Origin of the sequence: Arthrobacter sp. PsM3, assembly GCF_030433895.1 — a bacterium.
Lineage (GTDB): Bacteria > Actinomycetota > Actinomycetes > Actinomycetales > Micrococcaceae > Arthrobacter.
In genome coordinates this window covers 133,806-153,068 of record NZ_JARUXE010000001.1, presented here as the reverse complement: position 1 = coordinate 153,068, position 19,263 = coordinate 133,806, and the positions used below count along the sequence as shown (strand labels likewise).

The 19,263-nt window shown below is 67.6% G+C and carries 16 protein-coding genes and 2 riboswitches; of the genes, 13 read left to right on the top strand and 3 right to left on the bottom strand.

The genetic code is table 11. From position 1 onward, the window contains the following. Positions 1 to 7 precede the first annotated feature (7 nt). From QCD75_RS00685 to QCD75_RS00675, 3 genes are all read left to right on the top strand, one after another. Complete coding sequence (locus QCD75_RS00685) at positions 8 to 2,056, top strand: flagellar biosynthesis protein FlhA (RefSeq protein WP_301224670.1); 2,049 nt, start codon at positions 8 to 10, stop codon at positions 2,054 to 2,056. Beyond that, positions 2,034 to 3,089 carry a hypothetical protein gene (locus tag QCD75_RS00680; RefSeq protein ID WP_301224668.1) on the top strand — a complete coding sequence of 352 codons (1,056 nt, stop codon included), beginning with the start codon at positions 2,034 to 2,036 and terminating at the stop codon, positions 3,087 to 3,089. The genes QCD75_RS00685 and QCD75_RS00680 overlap by 23 nt, the downstream gene beginning before the upstream one ends. Positions 3,090 to 3,163: 74 nt before the next feature. Then, positions 3,164 to 3,436: a carbon storage regulator gene (locus QCD75_RS00675; protein WP_301224666.1), complete on the top strand. Its 273-nt coding sequence runs from the start codon at positions 3,164 to 3,166 to the stop codon at positions 3,434 to 3,436. Positions 3,437 to 3,448: 12 nt separating this feature from the next. Here QCD75_RS00675 and QCD75_RS00670 read toward each other — a convergent pair whose 3' ends face one another. After that, complete coding sequence (locus tag QCD75_RS00670; protein WP_301224664.1) at positions 3,449 to 3,946, bottom strand: flagellar protein FlgN; 498 nt, start codon at positions 3,944 to 3,946, stop codon at positions 3,449 to 3,451. 271 nt (positions 3,947 to 4,217) lie between these two features. Here QCD75_RS00670 and QCD75_RS00665 point away from each other — a divergent pair, with 271 nt between their 5' ends. Both QCD75_RS00665 and QCD75_RS00660 read left to right on the top strand, forming a co-directional pair. Next, a complete protein-coding gene (locus QCD75_RS00665) occupies positions 4,218 to 5,036 on the top strand; it encodes a sigma-70 family RNA polymerase sigma factor (RefSeq protein ID WP_301224662.1) in 819 nt (272 codons plus the stop codon). Positions 5,037 to 5,198: 162 nt separating this feature from the next. Next, on the top strand, positions 5,199 to 5,678 hold the full coding sequence (locus tag QCD75_RS00660) for a Dps family protein (RefSeq protein WP_301224660.1): 480 nt from the start codon (positions 5,199 to 5,201) through the stop codon (positions 5,676 to 5,678). Between the two features lie 76 nt (positions 5,679 to 5,754). Here the strand turns inward: QCD75_RS00660 and QCD75_RS00655 are convergent, their stop codons facing one another. Next, complete coding sequence (locus tag QCD75_RS00655; RefSeq protein ID WP_301224769.1) at positions 5,755 to 7,374, bottom strand: MFS transporter; 1,620 nt, start codon at positions 7,372 to 7,374, stop codon at positions 5,755 to 5,757. A 157-nt stretch (positions 7,375 to 7,531) separates the two neighbouring features. Between QCD75_RS00655 and QCD75_RS00650 the strand changes: the two genes are divergently transcribed. The 6 genes from QCD75_RS00650 to QCD75_RS00625 all read left to right on the top strand — a co-directional run bounded on the left by QCD75_RS00650 (position 7,532) and on the right by QCD75_RS00625 (position 15,983). Further along, positions 7,532 to 8,071, top strand: coding sequence for a TetR/AcrR family transcriptional regulator (locus tag QCD75_RS00650; protein WP_301224658.1), 540 nt, complete (start codon positions 7,532 to 7,534; stop codon positions 8,069 to 8,071). 172 nt (positions 8,072 to 8,243) lie between these two features. Then, a riboswitch (glycine riboswitch) is annotated at positions 8,244 to 8,342 on the top strand. Between the two features lies 1 nt (position 8,343). After that, a riboswitch (glycine riboswitch) is annotated at positions 8,344 to 8,460 on the top strand. A 39-nt stretch (positions 8,461 to 8,499) separates the two neighbouring features. Beyond that, positions 8,500 to 11,406 (top strand): aminomethyl-transferring glycine dehydrogenase, encoded by a 2,907-nt coding sequence (gcvP, locus tag QCD75_RS00645; protein WP_441005418.1) that lies wholly within the window; start codon positions 8,500 to 8,502, stop codon positions 11,404 to 11,406. A gap of 12 nt (positions 11,407 to 11,418) precedes the next feature. Then, positions 11,419 to 12,582, top strand: coding sequence for a glycine cleavage system aminomethyltransferase GcvT (gene gcvT / locus QCD75_RS00640; RefSeq protein ID WP_301224654.1), 1,164 nt, complete (start codon positions 11,419 to 11,421; stop codon positions 12,580 to 12,582). Between the two features lie 109 nt (positions 12,583 to 12,691). Beyond that, positions 12,692 to 13,075 (top strand): glycine cleavage system protein GcvH, encoded by a 384-nt coding sequence (gene gcvH, locus QCD75_RS00635; protein WP_301224652.1) that lies wholly within the window; start codon positions 12,692 to 12,694, stop codon positions 13,073 to 13,075. Continuing rightward, positions 13,072 to 14,394 carry a serine hydroxymethyltransferase gene (glyA, locus tag QCD75_RS00630; protein ID WP_301224650.1) on the top strand — a complete coding sequence of 441 codons (1,323 nt, stop codon included), beginning with the start codon at positions 13,072 to 13,074 and terminating at the stop codon, positions 14,392 to 14,394. The genes gcvH and glyA overlap by 4 nt, the downstream gene beginning before the upstream one ends. A 167-nt stretch (positions 14,395 to 14,561) precedes the next feature. Then, entirely contained in the window at positions 14,562 to 15,983 is a 1,422-nt protein-coding gene (locus QCD75_RS00625) for an L-serine ammonia-lyase (protein WP_301224648.1), read from the top strand. A 1-nt stretch (position 15,984) separates the two neighbouring features. On the opposite strand, the gene QCD75_RS00620 is transcribed toward QCD75_RS00625, so the two are convergent. Continuing rightward, complete coding sequence (locus QCD75_RS00620; RefSeq protein WP_301224646.1) at positions 15,985 to 16,539, bottom strand: TspO/MBR family protein; 555 nt, start codon at positions 16,537 to 16,539, stop codon at positions 15,985 to 15,987. A 114-nt stretch (positions 16,540 to 16,653) separates the two neighbouring features. Between QCD75_RS00620 and QCD75_RS00615 the strand changes: the two genes are divergently transcribed. Both QCD75_RS00615 and QCD75_RS00610 read left to right on the top strand, forming a co-directional pair. Continuing rightward, on the top strand, positions 16,654 to 17,727 hold the full coding sequence (locus tag QCD75_RS00615; RefSeq protein WP_301224644.1) for a lipid II:glycine glycyltransferase FemX: 1,074 nt from the start codon (positions 16,654 to 16,656) through the stop codon (positions 17,725 to 17,727). A gap of 31 nt (positions 17,728 to 17,758) precedes the next feature. Beyond that, positions 17,759 to 19,252, top strand: a complete 1,494-nt coding sequence (locus QCD75_RS00610) for a threonine/serine ThrE exporter family protein (protein WP_301224642.1) — start codon at positions 17,759 to 17,761, stop codon at positions 19,250 to 19,252. Positions 19,253 to 19,263 lie beyond the last annotated feature (11 nt).

Here is a 19,263-nt window from a genome sequence, read left to right as displayed (position 1 = left end):
CCGCACTATGAAGAACAAGCTCGCCCCGTTGACCGTGCCGGTCGGCATCGTCGGTATTGTGCTGCTGCTGGTTGTTCCGGTGCCCGCGCCGCTGCTGGACGTTCTCATCGTCTGCAATATCCTGCTGGCCTTGCTGGTGCTGCTGACCAGCATGTTCGTGAAGAAGCCGCTGGACTTCTCCGTTTTCCCGTCGCTCCTGCTCGTGGCCACGCTGTTCCGGCTGGGCCTGAATGTCGCCTCCACCCGGCTGGTGCTGGGGGAGGGGTACGCGGGCCAGGTCATTGAAGCCTTCGGCAAAGTGACGGTGGGCGGATCCATGATCATCGGCGCCGTCGTGTTCCTCATCCTCGTGGTCATCCAGTTCGTTGTGGTCACCAAGGGTGCGGAGCGGGTGGCCGAAGTGGGCGCCCGCTTCACCCTGGACGCGATGCCGGGCAAGCAGATGGCCATCGACGCCGACCTTAACGCGGGCCTGATCACGGACACGCAGGCCCGCGAACGCCGCGCCGAAGTTTCGGCCGAGGCCGACTTCTACGGCGCCATGGACGGTGCTTCGAAGTTCGTCAAGGGCGACGCGATCGCCGGCCTCATCATCATCATCATCAACTTCATCGGCGGCATCGCGATCGGCATGCTGCAGCGCGGCATGGAGATCGGCGACGCCTTGGGCACCTACGGCCTCCTGACCATGGGTGATGGCCTCGTCACCCAGATCCCGGCCCTGCTGATGGCTGTCTCCACCGGCATGATCGTGACCCGTTCCAACTCCGAATCGGATATGGGCCGCACGGCGTCCACCCAGCTGATGCAGTCGCCGAACGCACTTATGATCGCCGGCGTTGCCGCGATTGCGATGGCACTGATCCCCGGCATGCCGCCCCTGCCGTTCATTCTGGTCGGGGCGGGGTTAATCATGGCCTCACGCCGTACCGCCGCGGGCCAGCGGCAGGAGGAAAACGCCCGCGAGGCCGAGGCCAGCGCCCTGAACTTCCCGGAAATGGACCCCAACGAGAAGCTCCTCGAGGACATGCGCGTCCACCCGGTGGAGATCCTGCTGGCCCCTGACCTCGTGGACATGGTCTCCGGTGCCTCGGATGACCTGCTGGCCCGGGTGAGGTCCCTGCGGCACAAGATCGCCATGGAGTTAGGCCTCGTCATCCCGCCGGTCCGCACCAGGGACAGCGTCGATTTGCCGCCGGCGAGGTACTCAATCCGGATCGCCGGCGTGGAGGCAGGCGGCGGCACCGCCCCCAGCGGCCAGATGCTCGCTCTGGGGGACAACCTCGACTCGCTCCCTGGCGCCGCAATGATAGAGCCCGTGTTCGGCCTGGCCGGGAAGTGGATCCCGGCGGAAATGCGCCACAACGCGGAGATGACCGGCGCCACCGTGATCGACCGGGTCTCGGTGCTCGTCACCCACCTATCCTCGATTGTCACGGCCAATGCCGCCAGGCTCCTGTCCCGCGAGGACGTCAGGATCCTGACCGAGGGTGTGCGGAAACAGAGCCCCTCCGCCGTCGACGAACTCACGCCGGCGCTGCTTTCCCTCGCCGAACTGCAACGCGTCCTCCAGGGCTTGTTGGATGAGCAGGTGCCGATCAACGACCTGGCCCGGATCTATGAGGCACTCACCCTCAGAGCCAAGGTCTCCACCGACCCGGAGTCACTGGTGGAATCCGCGCGGCAGGCCCTTGGCCCGGCGCTGACGGCCAGGTTCATGGAGGGGCCCGTGCTAAACGTGATCATGATCGACCCGCTCCTGGAACAGTCCATGCTCGAGGACATGCGCCCCGCCGAGGGCGGCAGCCAGATTGTGATGGGCCAGGACCGGCTCGACGCCGTGCTCCGCTCCGTCCGTTCCGCCGTCGACTCCGCGGCCGCCGCCAACCGCCCGGCCGTGCTGGTCTGCGCACCGGCGCTCCGCCCGGCCATCCACCGGCTCGTGGGGGCGCAGCCCGGCGCTGTGCCGGTTCTGTCCTACCGCGAAGTCACCTCAGCCAACGTCCGGATCGAAACAGTAGGAGTCGTTCGCCATGCAGAACCGCTATCGGCTTAAGGGCGCCTCGCTGGAGGAGATCCGGCGCAAGGCGGAAGTGCAGTACGGCCCCGCGGCACGCATCGTCTCGGCAGAGCGCGTCATCAGCCCCGGGATCGCCGGACTCTTCGCCGGCGACCGCTACGAGGCGATCGTCGAGGTGGCAAAGGAACGCGAGGTCGTTGCCGGCGAGGTGGTTCCCGACCCGGACATCCCGGCCGGGGCACCTGGTCCGGCAGCAGCACTCACGGGTGCGGCACCGGCCCACGATTTGCAGGGCGCCGCGATCGCGGCCCTGCTCGAAGAAGCCGATGCGGCCGAACTGAGCCTGCACAGCCCCGGCAGCGGCGGACTGTCAACGGAGTCCCCTGACTTTGCCGAACTGCTCGAACAGCTCGGTGCCGGGCTGCGCGGCCCGGGCGCCGACGCCCCCGGCAACCACAGCCGGCGAGCATCCGGTACCGCCCCGGCCGCCGCGGCGGAGCAGACGGCGGCAGCGCATCCGGCAGCAGCCCACGCGACGGCGGGCCAGGCGCAGGCGCCTGCGCCCCCCGCACCGCGGGGGTCCATACCGGTTCCGCCCAGCGGGGCCGGTGACCTGGTGGTCCTGGTGGGGCTCGGCGACGACGCCCTGGACACTGCCCTGGCCATGTCCACGGCCGCTGGCGGAGCCGATGTGCGCACGGCAGGGAAGCTCTCCGCTTACGGCCACTTGCACGTGGAAGGCCGCCAGGGCGCGACGGCGGCCCGCGCCCACGCCGTCCTGACGGACCGGACCGTTCTGGTGGCGTTCGGCCTTGGGAAAGCCCGAGACACCCTCACCCGGCTCCAGTCGGTCGCCGCGCTGTCCGCGGACCAGGTGTGGCTGGTGGTCGACGCCGGTCGTAAGCCGGCGGACTCTGCACGTTGGGTGGGCGTGCTCGCCGCAGAACTGGACATCACCGCGGTGGCAATTGTGGGGGCGTCTGAAACCGCCACACCGGAAACCGTCAACGCACTTGGGCTGCCGGTGGGCTGGATCGACTCCGGGCCGGCCCACCCGGTCAGGACTTGAGATGCCCGGCACCGGCCGCGCATCAGCAGCACGATTCGTCGGCAGCCCCGCAGGGCGAAGGGTAGATTAAGATAATGCTGGTACTTACACGCAAGCCGGGCGAACAGATCATGATCGGCGACGGTATCGTCATCACGGTGCTGGAGGGCCGCGGCGACGGTGTTCGGATAGGCATTGAGGCGCCGCGAGGCGTACCGATCCAGCGCCGGGAAGTCATCGAGGCCATCGCCGCGGCGAACCTGGCGGCAGCTGAAGCAGGCGCGGAATCCGGCCCGGCCACCGAAGACGCACTGCGGGGGCTATTGCCGCCGCCAGCCGCCACTAAGCGGGCCCCGGGCACGGACTGAGTCCGCGCTGGATCAGCCGCTGCTGCCGTCGAGGTACCGGGCCAGGAGCGGCTGGGGAGTGCGGCGGGTGACCGCCAGGGCGCGCTCAATATTCTCCGCCGTCGTCAGCTGATCCAGAAGCCGGGCAGTGTCCGAGGCAGGGGGCGCCGCACCGTCGGCGCCTTGTCCGCCGGACGGGACCGACGTGCCCTGCTGGCGCAGCGCTTCCTCGTTGGCGTGGGCGGCATCCCGGAGCTGCGCAAGCAGCGCGCGCAGCCCGTCAAGGTGTTCGTGCAGGATCTCTGGCCAGGGGCCGGCGGGAGCCCCTGCGGCGAGTTCGATCAGCGTCGCCTGCGCAGGAAGCCCCCATTCGGCGGCCACCGCAGCCGAATCGACGTTCCGTGCTAACGCTTCGAAGTGCAGGCGGTCGAGGACACTCTCCACTTCAGAGGACGTGAAGCCCAGCCACTGCAGGTTCCCCGCCGTGACATGAAGTCGCTGGGTCTCCAGCCTGAATAGCAGAATTTCCAACTGCCGCCGCTCCTGCCAGAGAGCCGCGGAAAGATCACCTACACCCATGGGCCCCCTTACCTTGCCGCCACGGCTGAGAAGCATTAACGCATTTTCAGCCAAGCTTTGTCCTGAGGTTACACGCAGAATGTGACTCAGGTGATAGGTTTCGTCTTGGGTGCTGCGCCCGGGTTTTGAACACCGACTTCCACAGGGGGGCACGGGGCCCACTTTGGACGCGGCTCTCGGTCTTTTAAGGCTTCCGGAACCTGTCTCACGGGGGGACACTCTATTGAATCGCGTGGAACGCAACGAGATGGTCACACAGCATCTGCCGCTGGTGGGCTACCTCGTCTCAGACTTGTGCTCGAAGGCGTCACATCTTTCTCGCGATGACCTGGCGTCTGCGGGCGCCATTGCCCTGATCACTTCGGCCGACTCCTTCGACCCGGATCTTGGTGTGCCGTTCGGTGCCTTCGCTCGCCGGCGCATCCTGGGTGCCTTCGCTGACGAGATGCGTGCCAGCGACTGGGCCACCCGCTCTGCACGCCGCCGGATCAAGGAAACGATGTCGGTCCAGGAAACCCTGGCCGCGGCCCTCGGACGCACCCCCAGCGTTGACGAGATTGCCTCGGCCCTGGGTGTCCAGCAGAGTGTCGTCGAGGCAGCCCTTGCCGACGCTTCCCGGACTTTGACGCCCCTGGATGACGCTGTTGTTGACACGCTGGCCGCTGAGACGCTGACCCCCGAACACTCCGTGCTCGCGGACGAGCGGCTCCAGTACCTCCGCGCCGCGGTGAAGTCCCTCCCCGAGCGGATGCGCTACGTCGTCGAGGAGATCTACTTTGGTGACAGGACCGTCAAGGATCTGGCCGCCGAACTCGGATCCACCCACGCGGCGGTTTCCCAGCAGCGCGCCGAGGCCATCCGGCTCATGCGTGACGGCCTGGCCGCGCACTACGCTGACGACCCCGGGCAGGGTTTCGAACCCCAGTCCCGGATCACGCCGAAACGCCGGAATGATTACCTGGCCCATCTGGCAGAAGCGACTTCGGGCGGGATCACCAGGGCCATGTTCCCGCTGGAACCGGTACTCGACGAGGCGGTTTGAGCGCCGCGCAGGTTTCCCTGCCAGCTTAGTAAGCCGACTTAGTAAGCTGACCGAGAAATTCTCCCCGGACCGTCGCGGTCCTGCTGCGCCCTGCGGTAGCGTCGAAGATATCGGACCTAGCGACACCTGATGCAACGGTGCCGCAACCACTCAGGAGGATGCATGAAAGCAACACCGACGCTCACAACGAACCTGCAGGCAGTGCTCGTGGACCTGATCGAACTTCACGTTCAGGGCAAGCAGGCGCACTGGAACATCGTCGGGACAAATTTCCGGGACCTCCACCTGCAGCTGGACGAGATCATCGATGCCGCCCGCGCCTTCGCCGATGATCTGGCCGAGCGCATGCGTGCCCTCCACGCCCTGCCGGACGGCCGCAGCTCCACGGTGTCCAAGTCCACCGCGCTCGCCGAGTTCCCGGCCGGCCTGATCAACACCAAGGACGCCATCGAGCGGATCGTCGCGGCGCTTGAGGCGGCCGTCGGCACCATGCGCAAGGTCCACGACGAAGTGGACGAAGAGGACCCCACGACGGCGGACCTGCTGCACGCCTTCATCGCCAAGTTCGAGCAGTACGCCTGGATGGTCAACGCGGAGACGATGCGCGCCAACACCAGCGTCACCACGCCGGACAGCAAGTAGCGTTCCCCCGGCAGTTTCAGCGCCCGGCTCCGGTTCCACCGGCGCCGGGCGCTCGGCTTTAACTACTCGCCCCCAATTACTTGGCGGTCGGCACTTTCCGGAGGACGGCGGCGGCGAGAACCGACGTCCCGGCCATCAGCACCAGGGCGATGGTTGCCGTGATGTGGACGCCCGAGTCGAAGGCAGTACGGGCAGCCGCCATCACGGCCTCTTCCAGCGGTCCCGGGAGCGACTGCGCCAGCTCGACGGCCCCTGCGAGCGTCTCGCCGGCCTGGGCTGATGCCCCAGCGGGGGCCGCTTCGGCGGCGCCCGCGGGAAGCCGGAGATTGCCCTGGTAGGACGCCGTCAGGATGGACCCCAGGATGGCGGTGCCCAGCAGTGAGCCGATCTCGTAGCCGGTCTCCGAAATGGCGGCAGCCGCCCCGGACTTCTCCGCCGGGGCCGCGCCCAGGATAAGGTCGTTGGAGATGGTTTCCGCGGCGCCGACGCCCAGGCACAGCACCAGCAGCGCTGCCAGCAGCAGCGCCGGGCCGTTGCTGTGGTCGCCGAAGGCCACCATGAAGTAGCCCGCCGCGCTAAGCAGCAACCCGCCGGCCACCACAAAGCCGGGACGGACTTTCTTCACCAGCGGCACTACCAGCAGGCCCGCCAGGACGGTCGCGATGAGGGCGGGCACCATGGCGACTCCGGATTCCGAAGGTGACTGGCCCTCGAGCAACTGCAGGTGCTGGGCCAGGAACAGGATGAAGCCGTTGAAGGAGAACAGGGCAAGCACGTTCGCGACGATGGCGGTGCTGAAGATCCGGTTGCCGAACAGGCTGATGTCCAGCAGGGGAGCGGCGCGGTTTCCGGTCACTCGGCCGGCCTGTGCCAGGTTTCCCGGCGCCGGGCCGTCCTGGACCGGGGTGCCGGCGTCCTTGGCGTGGCCACCGGCCAGGAGGGACCGCTGGCGCCGGACGAAGGCATATCCCATCAGCAGGCCGAAGGTGATGGCGGCCAGCGGCTCCAGCGCCGGCCCGTGCGTGGCCAGCACTTTGATGCCGTAGACCACGGGCACCATGACCAGCAGGGACATGATGATGCTGGGCACGTCCACCCTGCCCGGGTTCGGGTCGCGGGATTCCGGAATCAAGGCCGGCCCCAGGGCCAGCAGCGGCAGGATGATCGGCACAGCCACGAGCAGGACGGCGCCCCACCAGAAGTGCTCCACCAGCCAGCCGCCGGCAATGGGGCCCAGCGCGGCGCCGCCGGAGAAGCCGGCGGCCCAGATGGCCACGGCCAGCCGGCGCCGGTTGGGCTCCGGGAAAATGTTGCGGATCAGGGACAGTGTGGACGGCATCAGCATGGCGCCGAAGAATCCCAACCCGGCCCGTCCGGCGATCAGCCATTCGGCGCTGGGTGCGAATGCCGTGACCGCCGAGACGGCAGCGAAGCCCGTACTGCCGATAAACAGCAGCCGGCGGCGGCCGATCCTGTCACCGAGGCTTCCCATTGCCACGAGCAGGCCGGCGAGCACCAGGGGATAGGCGTCGACGATCCACAGCAGCTCCACCCCGGAGGCGTCAAGGCTGCGCGCGATGGCCGGCAGGGCGAAGGTCAGGGCCGTATTGTCGACGGCCACCAGAAGCACCGGAAACATCAGCAGCGCCAGCGCCAGCCAGTCGCGCCAAGGGGCGCGCGGGCTCCGCTGCGACATGGTTCCGGCGGCGTTGCCGCCGAGAGTGCCGGGGCTGCCGAGGGTGAAGGAAGTGTTGCTCATGGTCTTAACTGTACCGTCTGGACGGTACAGTTAAGAAGTTGCCCGTTGAGAACCCGTTAAGAACCGGCCCCCGCCTGGGGGCATGATAGGAACCATGGCCAGAAAACCCGTCGCCCGCGAGGCCGTTCTCGACGCGTTCGAGTCCCTGCTGATCGAAGAGGGGGAGCGTGCCGCGACGCTGGATGCGGTCGCGAGGCTGGCCGGCGTCTCCAAGGGCGGGTTGCTCTACCACTTCCCGAACAAGGAGGCGATGATTTCGGTCCTGCTGGAACGGCTGGACCGGCTGCTCGCCGACGACCTCGCTGCCATGGCCTCCGCTCCGGAGGGCGCGGCCGCGTACTTCATCAAGTCCTCTGTCTGGGCGGACACCCCGCTGGACAGGGCCTTCGTCGCCGCCACCCGGTTGGCCGAAGTGGCCCACCAGGAAACCCTGCGCAGAATCGCCGCCGTCCAGGGGAGCTGGCTGGACCTGCTGGCCGCCGACGTCGGGCCCGCCATGGCCAAGCCGGTCCTCTACATGGGGGACGGGCTGTACTTCAACGCCATGCTGGCGCGGCGCCCGGGCGGGCCGCTCCCGGAAGTCGGCCCCGACGTCGACAGCCTGCTCACCGCACTGGGCCGGCTCCGCGGCTGACCTGGCGGCACTCCGCCCGGCCGCCCGCCGCTCCCCGCCCCGCCCCGCCGAAGTCGCCGGCGAAGGGGCTTGCGCTTAACGCGCGCCACGGCGGGGTCACTAGTTTGCGGACGCAGGCCGGACATAGGACAATGGAGGCTGTGACTGTTGTCACGCCAACTTAATATGCCTTTGATCTGCGGCGGGAGAGTTCTGCAAGTAGGTACAAGCAGGCGCCGTAGGAGCAAATCCTCCCCAGGAATCTCTCAGGCCCACGTACCGCCGCGGCAAGGCAACTCTGGAAAGTAGCAGGCTGTCCCCGGACATGCTGTGCTCACCGACGGTGCAAGCGGAGCCATGCGAGAGCAAGGCAGTGCGGAAACTCTCAGGTCCAATACAGAGCGGGGAGGAACCCGAATCAATGCGGCGTACCCTGCGCCGCCTTAGTTATGGAGTTCCTTGTGACTGTTACCTCAGCCTCCACGTCCTTCGTTGACCGGCACATCGGCGCCCGTCGCCGGGCCGACGTCGACGCCATGTTGAAGGCTGTCGGCTACGACACCGTCGATGCGCTCGTGGACACGGCCGTCCCGAAGGACATCCGGCAGGATTCCCCGTTGCAGCTCACCGAAGCCCTCAGCGAAGTCGAGGTCCTCACCGAGCTGCGCAAGCTGGCCTCCAAGAACAAGACCGCGGTCCAGATGATCGGGCAGGGCTACTACGACACCCTCACCCCGGCCGTCATCCGCCGCAACATCCTCGAGGCCCCGGCCTGGTACACGGCCTACACGCCGTACCAGCCGGAAATCTCCCAGGGCCGGCTCGAGGCACTGCTGAACTTCCAGACCATGGTCCAGGACCTCGTTGGGCTGCCCATTGCGAACGCCTCCCTGCTGGACGAAGCCACCGCCGTCGCCGAGGCCGTGCTGATGATGCGCCGGGCCAACAAGAACAAGGCCGCCCATGACGGCAAGACCGTCCTCGACGCCGACCTGCTGCCGCAGACCATCGCGATCGTCAAGGGCCGCGCCGAGGCGCTCGGCTTCGAGGTCGAGGTCGCCGACCTGTCCAGGGGGCTTCCCGACGGCGTCATCAACGGCATCGTGCTGCAGCAGCCCGGCGTCTCCGGCCGGGTGTTCGACCACGCCGCGGTGATCGCCGACGCCAAGGAACGCGGCGCCCTGGTCACCGTCGCCGCGGACCTGCTCGCGCTGACCCTGATCACCCCTCCGGGCGAGCAGGGCGCCGACATCGCCGTCGGCTCCACCCAGCGCCTGGGCGTGCCGCTGTTCTTCGGCGGCCCGCACGCAGCCTACATGGCGGTCCAGAAGGGCCTTGAGCGGTCCATGCCCGGCCGCCTCGTTGGTGTGTCCAAGGACAACGCCGGCGTCCCCGCCTACCGGCTGGCGCTGCAGACCCGCGAGCAGCACATCCGCCGCGAGAAGGCCACGTCCAACATCTGCACCGCGCAGGCCCTGCTGGCGATCGTGTCCTCCTTCTACGCCGTCTACCACGGCCCGGACGGTCTGAAGGCGATCGCGGAGACCACCCACGGCCACGCCAGGACGCTCGCCGCCTCGCTGAAGGCCGCTGGCCTGGACGTGCTGCACACCAGCTTCTTCGACACCATCACCGTCTCGGTGCCAGGCAAGGCAGCAGAGATCATCGCCGCCACCGAGGCCAAGGGCATCAACCTGCGCTCCATCGACGCGGACACCGTGGGCGTCTCCACCGATGAAGCCACGACGGCGGCCATCGTCGCCGAGGTCGTCGCCGCCTTCGGCGCCAGCGTCACCGACGCAGAATCCGGTTCAACGGAAGGGTTCGCCCTGGAGCCCGCCGTCGAGCGCACGTCCGACTACCTCCAGCACCCGGTGTTCAACACCCACCGCTCCGAGACCCAGCTGCTGCGGTACATCCGCCGCCTGTCGGACCGCGACCTGGCGTTGGACCGGACCATGATCCCGCTGGGCTCCTGCACCATGAAGCTGAACGCCACGGCCGAGATGGAAGCCATCTCCTGGCCGGAGTTCGCCTCCATCCACCCCTTCGCCCCCGAATCCCAGACCGCCGGCTGGCGTGAACTGATCGAGGACCTCGAAGCCCAGCTGACCGAGATCACCGGGTACGACCAGGTGTCCATCCAGCCGAACGCCGGGTCCCAGGGCGAACTCGCCGGCCTGCTGGCAATCCGCGGCTACCACCTCTCCCGCGGCGACGCCCAGCGCAACGTCTGCCTGATCCCGGCCTCCGCGCACGGCACCAACGCCGCGTCCGCCGTGCTGGCCGGCATGAAAGTCGTCGTCGTGGCCACCGCCGCGGACGGCACGATCGACCACGCGGACCTGCAGGCCAAGATCCAGCTGCACAAGGACGCGCTGTCCGCGATCATGATCACCTACCCCTCCACCCACGGCGTGTACGACGCCGACGTCCGCGAGGTCTGCGACTCCGTGCACGCGGCCGGCGGCCAGGTCTACGTCGACGGCGCGAACCTCAACGCGCTCGTGGGGCTGGCCCAGCCGGGCCAGTTCGGCGGCGACGTCTCCCACCTGAACCTGCACAAGACCTTCTGCATCCCGCACGGCGGCGGCGGACCCGGCGTCGGCCCGGTCGCGGCCAAGGCCCACCTGGCACCCTTCATGCCCGGCAACGCCGCCGATCCGTCCAACGGCGACAGCGGCACCCCGATCTCTGCGTCGCGCTACGGCTCCGCCGGTGTCCTGCCGATCTCCTGGGCCTACGTGAAGCTGATGGGCGGCCGGGGACTGACCGAGGCCACCAAGTCCGCGCTGCTCGCGGCGAACTACATCGCCTCCCGCCTCAACGAGTTCTTCCCGGTGCTCTACACCGGCGAGGGCGGACTCGTGGCGCACGAGTGCATCCTGGACCTGCGCGAACTCACGGCCAAGACCGGCGTCACCGCGGAAGACGTGGCCAAGCGATTGATCGATTACGGCTTCCACGCACCCACCCTCGCGTTCCCGGTGGCCGGGACCCTGATGGTCGAGCCCACCGAGTCCGAGGACCTTGGCGAGATCGACCGCTTCATCGACGCGATGATCTCCATCCGCGCCGAAATCGACCAGGTGGCCCACGGCGACTTCACCGTCGAGCACAGCCCGCTGCGCAACGCACCGCACACCGCGGCCGCCGTCATCAGCACCGACTGGGCGCGGGAGTACCCGCGCGAGCAGGCTGTATTCCCGGTCCACCACCTCAAGCAGGACAAGTACTTCCCGCCGGTCGGCCGGATCGACGGCGCAGCCGGCGACCGCAACCTGATCTGCTCCTGCCCTCCCCTCGAATCCTTCGAAGAAGACACAGCAGTTCACCCCGACGACTCTGCCAACTAAGGACAGCCAACGATGACTGAGAACTACACGTCCCTCCACGAAGAGCACAAGAAGCTCGGCGCCTCCTTCACGGACTTCGGCGGCTGGCAGATGCCGCTCAAATACAGCTCCGAACTGGCCGAGCACCACGCCGTCCGCAAGTCCGCGGGCCTCTACGACCTTTCCCACATGGGTGAAGTCTGGGTCACCGGTCCCGACGCCGCAGCCTTCCTGGACTACGCCCTGGCCGGCAGGATCTCCGCGATGGCGGTCGGCAAGGCCAAGTACTCGCTGATCTGCAACGAGGACGGCGGCATCATCGATGACCTCATCACCTACCGCCGTCCGGCGGGGGCCGACGGCACGGACAGATTCCTCGTGGTCCCGAACGCCGGCAACGCAAAGGTTGTCGCCGCGGCCCTGGCCGAGCGTGCCGTGTCCGGCAAGGAGGGAGGCTTCGACGTCACCGTCCAGGACGCCTCCGCCGACACCTCGCTGATCGCCGTGCAGGGCCCCAAGGCGCAGGAGATCCTCCTGCGCCTGGTCCCGGCCGCGCAGCACGAACTCGTGACCGGCTTGAAGTACTACGCCGCCGTCGACGTCCCCTTCATGTTCGGCGGCACCAGCCGGGAGCTGCTGCTGGCCCGCACCGGATACACCGGTGAGGACGGCTTCGAGATCTTCGTCGCCAACGACGACGCAGCCGCCCTCTGGCAGGCGCTCGTCGCGATCGCCGAAGACGGTGAGCTGACGCCCGCCGGACTCGCGTCCCGCGACTCGCTCCGCCTCGAGGCAGGCATGCCGCTCTACGGCAACGAACTCTCCCTCGACGGCGACCCGTTCGCTGCCGGACTCGGCCCCGTCGTGGCGCTCTCCAAGGAAGGCGACTTTGTCGGCAAGGCGGCCCTCGCCGCCAGGAAGGAAGCCGGCGCCGGATCCACCGCGGGCCGCAAACTCGTTGGCCTCAAGGGCCTCGGGCGCCGGGCCGGCCGCGGCCACTACCCGGTCCTCAAGGACGGCAACACCGTCGGCGAAGTCACCTCCGGCCAGCCCAGCCCCACCCTGGGCTACCCGGTCGCGATGGCCTACGTCGACGTCGAGTTCACCGAACCCGGCACCACCCTGGACATCGACCTCCGCGGCAAGACCGAACCCTTCGAAGTTGTCGCACTTCCGTTTTACAAGCGCCAGAAGTAGCCCAGCGGGCCCGTCCCGGTGCCGTCGCCGGCTCCGCGGCCAAGGCCAGTAGGTAACCCGGCCCCAATAGATTCAGCACCAAGACCACTCCAAGACTTAGGAAAAAAACATGGCAAAAGTTGCCCCTGAACTGCAGTACTCCGACGAGCACGAGTGGGTTGCGCGGGAAGCCGGGGACCTTGTGTCCATTGGCATCTCGGCCGTCGCCACGGATGCGCTGGGCGACATCGTCTATGTGGACCTGCCCGAGGTCGGCGCCACCGTGACCGCGGGGGAGACCTGCGGCGAGGTCGAATCCACCAAGTCCGTCTCTGACCTGTACGCCCCCGTCACGGGCGAGGTCACCGAAATCAACCCGGCCGTCGTCGATGACCCCGCGCTGATCAACAGCGACCCCTACGGTGCCGGCTGGCTCTTCAAGGTCGCCGCCGAGTCCGACGGTCCGCTGCTCTCGGCCCAGGAGTACGCATCCAAGAACGGCGGCGAACTGTGAGCGCGGCCGAGGCAACTACCAGCTACCAGCAGGTCGTCTCCGCATCCCTGGACGCGGACCTGTCCGCCCTGGACCCGGAGATCGCCGCAAAGATCGACGACGAACTCACCCGCCAGCGCGACGGCCTGGAGATGATCGCCTCGGAGAACCACACCGCCAGGGCCGTGATGCAGGCACAGGGTTCGGTGCTGACGAACAAGTACGCCGAGGGCTACCCGGGCAAGCGCTACTACGGCGGCTGCGAACACGTCGACGTGATCGAACAGCTCGCCATCGACCGGGTCAAGGCCCTGTTCGGCGCCGAATACGCCAACGTCCAGCCGCACTCCGGCGCGCAGGCCAACGCTTCCGTGATGCACGCCCTGATCCGCCCGGGCGACACCATCATGGGCCTGAACCTGGCGCACGGCGGGCACCTCACCCACGGCATGAAGATCAACTTCTCCGGCCGGCTCTACAACGTCATCCCGTACCAGGTCCGCGAGGATGACCACCGGATTGACATGGCCGAGGTCGAACGCCTCGCCCAGGAGCACAAGCCGAAGCTGATCGTCGCCGGCTGGTCCGCGTACGCCCGGCAGCTGGACTTCGCCGAGTTCCGCCGGATCGCCGATTCCGTGGGCGCCTACCTGATGGTGGACATGGCCCACTTCGCCGGGCTCGTCGCAGCCGGGCTGCACCCCTCACCGGTGCCGCACGCCCACGTCACCACCTCCACCACGCACAAGACCCTCGCCGGTCCGCGCGGCGGCATCATCCTGAGCAATGACGCCGACATTGCCAAGAAGATCAACTCCGCCGTGTTCCCCGGCCAGCAGGGCGGCCCGCTGGAGCACGTGATCGCCGGCAAGGCCGTGGCCTTCAAGATCGCCGCGTCCCCGGAGTTCAAGGAACGCCAGGAGCGTGTCCTCGCCGGCGCCCGGATTCTCGCCGAGCGTCTGGTCCAGCCGGACGTCACCGCCAAGGGCATCAACGTGATTTCCGGCGGCACCGATGTGCACCTGGTCCTGGTGGACCTGCGCAATTGCGAGCTCAACGGCCAGGAAGCCGAGGACCGCCTCGCGGAAATCGACATCACCGTGAACCGCAACGCCGTGCCGTTCGACCCGCGCCCGCCGATGGTCACCTCCGGGCTCCGGATCGGCACCCCCGCCCTGGCCACCCGCGGCTTCGGCGAGGCGGCGTTCGCCGAGGTGGCGGACATCATCGCGGAGGCACTGACCGCCGACGCCGGCGCGGACCTCTCCGGTCTGCGCCACCGGGTGGAGGCCCTCGCCGCCGCCCACCCGCTCTACCCCTCGGTTGCCAACCTCGCCTAAGGGCCGTATTACAGGTAGTAGAAGCAGTACCGATCACGACGCCGGGCCGCCGCCACAAGCTGCCGCCCGGCGTCGTGCATCCGGCGGGACCGCCGCCGACCGGCGGCCGCACCGCCTTCCGGCAGGACCATCTGCCGGGCCACAGTTTGAGCTAGTTAGGAACAACAATGGCTGTTGGAGTCTTTGACCTTTTTTCCATCGGGATAGGGCCCTCCAGTTCGCACACCGTGGGCCCGATGCGGGCTGCGGCGGTGTTCGCCGGGGAGCTCCAGGCGTCCGGCGTGCTGGAGCGGGTGGCGTCGCTGCGCGTGGACCTGTACGGGTCCCTCGCCGCGACCGGTCACGGCCACGGCACCATGACCGCGATCCTGCTCGGCTTGGAAGGTTTCCATCCGGAGCTGATCCTCCCCGAGGAGGTGGAGGAACGCCTCGCCACGATCGCCGCAACCGGCACCCTGCAGCTCGGCGGGGAAGGGACAGGCGTGGCGCTGCCGTACGGGGTGCAGGACATGGTCCTGCGCCCGCTGACCATCCTTCCGCGGCACACCAACGGCATGACCTTCACCGTGTCCGGGGCCGACGGCGCCGTCCTGCACGAGGCGACGTTCTTCTCGGTCGGCGGCGGCTTCATCGTCCGCGAGGGCGAGGAGGACGCGGCGCTGAAGGAACTCGACGAATCCAAAAAGGAACTACCCCTGCCCTTCCGCACCGCCGCGGAACTGCTGGGCCGCTGCCAGTCCAAAGGTCTCTCGATCGGGGAGATCATGCTCGTCAACGAGCGTGCCTCCCGCACCGAGGCGCAGATCCGCGAGGGGCTCCTGCACATCTACTCCGTGATGGAATCCTGCGTCCAGGTCAGCCTCAAGCGCGTCGGGCTGCTGCCCGGCGGGCTCAAGGTCCGCCGCCGGGCGCCCGACTGGCACGAACGCCTCATGAAAGAAACCCTGGATCAGGACCCCGACTTCCGGGACCCGAAGTACTGGCAGGAATGGGTGAACCTGATCGCCCTGGCCGTAAACGAGGAAAACGCCTCGGGCGGCCGCGTGGTCACCGCCCCCACCAACGGCGCCGCCGGCATCATCCCGGCTGTGCTGTACTACGCCCTGCACTTCGCCCCCGGCATGGACAAGGCCACCCAGGCCGACCGCGACGAGACGATCGTCAAGTTCCTGCTGACCGCCGCGGCCATCGGGGTGCTCTACAAGGAACAGGCCTCGATCTCCGGCGCCGAGGTCGGCTGCCAAGGTGAGGTCGGCTCGGCATCCTCGATGGCCGCGGCCGGGCTGGCCGAAGTCATGGGCGGCACACCCCAACAGGTCGAGAACGCCGCGGAAATCGCGATGGAACACAACCTTGGACTGACCTGCGACCCGATCGGCGGGCTCGTGCAGATCCCCTGCATCGAACGCAACGCGATCGCCGCGGCCAAGGCCATCAACGCCGCCAAGATGGCCCTGTGGGGCGACGGCACCCACCGGGTGTCCCTCGACGAGGTCATCGTCACCATGCGCGAGACCGGCAAGGACATGAGCTCCAAATACAAGGAAACGGCCATGGGCGGCCTCGCCGTGAACGTGGTCGAATGCTGACTCAGTTGTTGAGTGCCATCCAGAGGTTCAGCGACGAGGCGAACACGATCCAGGTGAGGTAGGGCAGCAACAGCAGCCCGGCGGTGCGGCTGATCGGTCCGAAGTACAGCACGGTGACGGCCACAGCGACCGCCAGGGCCACGATGATCGCGAAAGCGATCCACAAAGCGGGTGTGCCGAGCGCCGGGTAGAGGCCGAAGAAGACCGGCGTCCACAGCAGGTTCAGCACGAGCTGGACTGCGTAGGCGGTGAGGGCGGGCCGGGTCCCCTCGGTCCGCTTGCGCCAGACCAGCCAGGCGGCCACGGCCATCGCGGTGTAGAGCACGGTCCAGACCGGCCCGAACAGCCAGTTCGGCGGCGACCAGGGAGCTTTGTCCGCAGTGGCATACCAGCCGTTGACGTTGTTGGCGGTGGCGAGTCCGCCCAGCCCCGCAACCAGCGCAGAGGCCGCGAGAAAGGCCAGCAGCCCCAGCAGCTGGGGTCCCACCGCGCGCTGTCCGGCCGCGTTCCGCGGGCGTCCGGATCCTGCGGTCAATGATTGCTGATCAGACGGCATGCTTCCAGCGTAGCGCTCCTCCCCGGCCGGGAGCAGGGGGCCGGGCAGATAGACTTGAACCTGCATGTCCGCATGCCGCCGACGCTCGTACCGCAATGATTGGATGCCGCACCCTTGCGTGAATTCACTGCCCGTTTTGCCTCTGCCGAAGAGATCGCCAACTGGGACACCCACGTCACCGCGAACCCCAATGGCGGCAATCTCCTGCAATCGGAGGCCTTCGCCGAGGTCAAGCAGCACTTTGGCTGGAAGCCCCTCCACCTTGTCTACGAGACGGCAGACTACACGAGCTACAACCTCATCCTGGAGAAGTCCTTCCCGCTCCTGGGGAAGCTCTGGTACCTGATCAAGGGTCCGGATGTGGCTGCTGTTGAGGACATCCCCGGCATCGCCGCGGCCAACGCCGAGTTCGTGAAGCGGGCACGGCTTGGGGTCTTCGCCATCAAAATTGAGCCGGACATCGTGCTGTCCGATGAGGCCCGGCGCGTGATCGAAGGTGCCGGCCTGGTTAAAACCCACAACCTCCAGCCCAACGATTCGACGGCACTGCTGGACATCTCCCCGGAAGAGAACCAGCTGTTGCGCAAGCTGCACTCCCGCGGCCGCAACGCCGTCCGCCGCGCCATCCGCGAGGGTGTGGAGGTCGACACCATGGAGCCCAGCGAAGAGAACTTCCGCGCCATGTACGCGTTGATGACCAACACTGTGGAAGCCAAATCCCAGGTCCGGGTCCGCGAGTACGAGTACTACCGCCAGTTCTGGACCAACTTCATCAACCGCGGCCAGGGGCGCCTCCTGTTCGTCTACGAAGACGATGTTCCGTCGGTTGGCGCCTTCGTTATCAACTACGGCCGCAAGGCGACCTATAAGGACGGCGGCTCGCTGCAGAAACGCAACCAGTACGGTGACTCACACCTGGTGCAGTGGACGGCCATCAACCAGCTCAAGGAACTCGGCTGCACCGAATACGACTTCTGCGGCACGCCGCCGAGCGACCAGCTCAAGGACACCTCCAACCCGTTCCACGGCCTGGGCCTGTTCAAGACCAGCTTCAGCAAGACCGTGACTGACTTTGTCGGCTGCTATGACCAGGTGCTGAGGCCGCTGAAGTACAAGGCCTGGATGGCCGCCGGGGAACGCGTTGCCCGCCAGATCTACACCCGCCGCACCGGCCAGCAGTTCTACTAGACCGGCAGCCACGGAAATCGAAAACGCACGAATGACAACGCCACCCGACGGCCGCAGGCCGCAAACCGATGGACTGCCCAAGACCGAGCCGATGTCGGCGACGCAGGTGCGCCAGAACGCCGCCGCCAAACGCATGCTGCGGCGGCTGGTGCAGGGCGAGAACCCGCCCACCGCGCCGATGAGCATCGTGGACCGTCTCGCCGGCAGCCCCTATGCCAACCCGATGATCCAAGTGGGCGGGGTGGACACCTCCGCGCGCAAGACCATCGACTTCGCGCTGCATTTGGCCGAGTCCATGTTCCGGTACGGTGCAGGTGCACTCGAGGTGGAAACCAGCATCATCGCCATCACGGCCGCGCTGGGCCTGAAGAACATCGAAGTGGACATCACCAACCAATCCGTGGCCATTAATTACGCCCCCAAGGACCAGACCCCGATCTCGCTGCTGCGCGTCGTGCGGTCCTGGACCAACAACTACGCCGGGCTCTCCCAGGTCCACCAGTTGGTGACGGAAATCGTCGCCGGCGGTGTGGGCCGCGAGGAGGCTGTCCGCCGGCTGGAGGAGATCACCCACCGCGCCAAGCCCTTCCCGCGCTGGATGGTCACCGTGGCGTTCGGGGTTTTCTCCGCCGTGTTTGTCGGAGTCCTGGGCGGCGGCCCCGGTGCATCCGCGGTGGCCTTTGGGTCCAACCTGCTGGTCAGCCTGCTGGCCCGGCAGTTGGGCCGCTGGCGCACCCCGGACTTCTTCATCACGGCATCCTGTTCGTTCCTGGTCACCTTCGTAGCCCTGCTGCTGTGGCGGTTCGGAAGCCCGGCGGGGATCGAGATCCCGCCGGCCATCGTGGTTGTCGGCGGGATCCTCCTGCTCTTGCCCACCGGACGCCTCGTGTCGTCGGTCCAGGATGCGATCAACGGATTCCCGGTCACTGCGGCGGGCCGGTTCCTCTCCACGATGCTGACCTTTGGCGCGCTCGTCGCCGGCATCGCCGTGGGTTTCGTGGTAGGCGATATGACGGGGATGGAATCCATAGATGTCACCGAAACATTCCCGCCGGCGTATCCCTTATGGGTGGTGGTCATCCTGATCGCCGTCGCGGTGCTGATGATCGGCATCACCGAACAGACCAGCTGGAACCTGCTGCTGCCGACCGCCGCCGTGGGCGTGGTGGGCTATCTGGTGCTGATCGGGGGAGGAGCGCTCGGCATTGGGCCGCGCTTTTCGCCCGCAGTCGCTGCCGTCGCCATTGGCCTGCTGGCCCGCGTGGTTGCGCTCCGGATGGGCGCCCCGCAGCTGGTGGTTGCCGTTCCAGCCGCGCTGATCCTGCTCCCCGGTCTCACCATATTCCGGTCCATGTATGTATTGACGATTGAGGAATCGGAGATCCTGCTGGGGGCCGGGGGCATGCTCAATGCCGGGGCCATCGTGATGGGGGTCGCGGCAGGCATCGTGCTCGGTGACACGCTCGCCCGTCCGCTGACGCGCGGCCTGGCCAGCAACGAACGACGGCGGGCACGGCGCCGCTAGCTCGAGGGCCG

Bases quoted from the DNA above. Each gene is read 5' to 3' on its own strand.
- QCD75_RS00675 (WP_301224666.1), top strand. From the start codon at position 3,164: ATGCTGGTACTTACACGCAAGCCGGGCGAACAGATCATGATCGGCGAC.
- gcvP (WP_441005418.1), top strand. From the start codon at position 8,500: ATGGAGTTCCTTGTGACTGTTACCTCAGCCTCCACGTCCTTCGTTGAC.
- QCD75_RS00625 (WP_301224648.1), top strand. From the start codon at position 14,562: ATGGCTGTTGGAGTCTTTGACCTTTTTTCCATCGGGATAGGGCCCTCC.
- gcvT (WP_301224654.1), top strand. From the start codon at position 11,419: ATGACTGAGAACTACACGTCCCTCCACGAAGAGCACAAGAAGCTCGGC.
- gcvH (WP_301224652.1), top strand. From the start codon at position 12,692: ATGGCAAAAGTTGCCCCTGAACTGCAGTACTCCGACGAGCACGAGTGG.
- QCD75_RS00655 (WP_301224769.1), bottom strand. From the start codon at position 7,374: ATGTCGCAGCGGAGCCCGCGCGCCCCTTGGCGCGACTGGCTGGCGCTG.
- QCD75_RS00680 (WP_301224668.1), top strand. From the start codon at position 2,034: ATGCAGAACCGCTATCGGCTTAAGGGCGCCTCGCTGGAGGAGATCCGG.
- QCD75_RS00620 (WP_301224646.1), bottom strand. From the start codon at position 16,539: ATGCCGTCTGATCAGCAATCATTGACCGCAGGATCCGGACGCCCGCGG.
- QCD75_RS00650 (WP_301224658.1), top strand. From the start codon at position 7,532: ATGGCCAGAAAACCCGTCGCCCGCGAGGCCGTTCTCGACGCGTTCGAG.
- QCD75_RS00610 (WP_301224642.1), top strand. From the start codon at position 17,759: ATGACAACGCCACCCGACGGCCGCAGGCCGCAAACCGATGGACTGCCC.
- QCD75_RS00685 (WP_301224670.1), top strand. From the start codon at position 8: ATGAAGAACAAGCTCGCCCCGTTGACCGTGCCGGTCGGCATCGTCGGT.
- QCD75_RS00660 (WP_301224660.1), top strand. From the start codon at position 5,199: ATGAAAGCAACACCGACGCTCACAACGAACCTGCAGGCAGTGCTCGTG.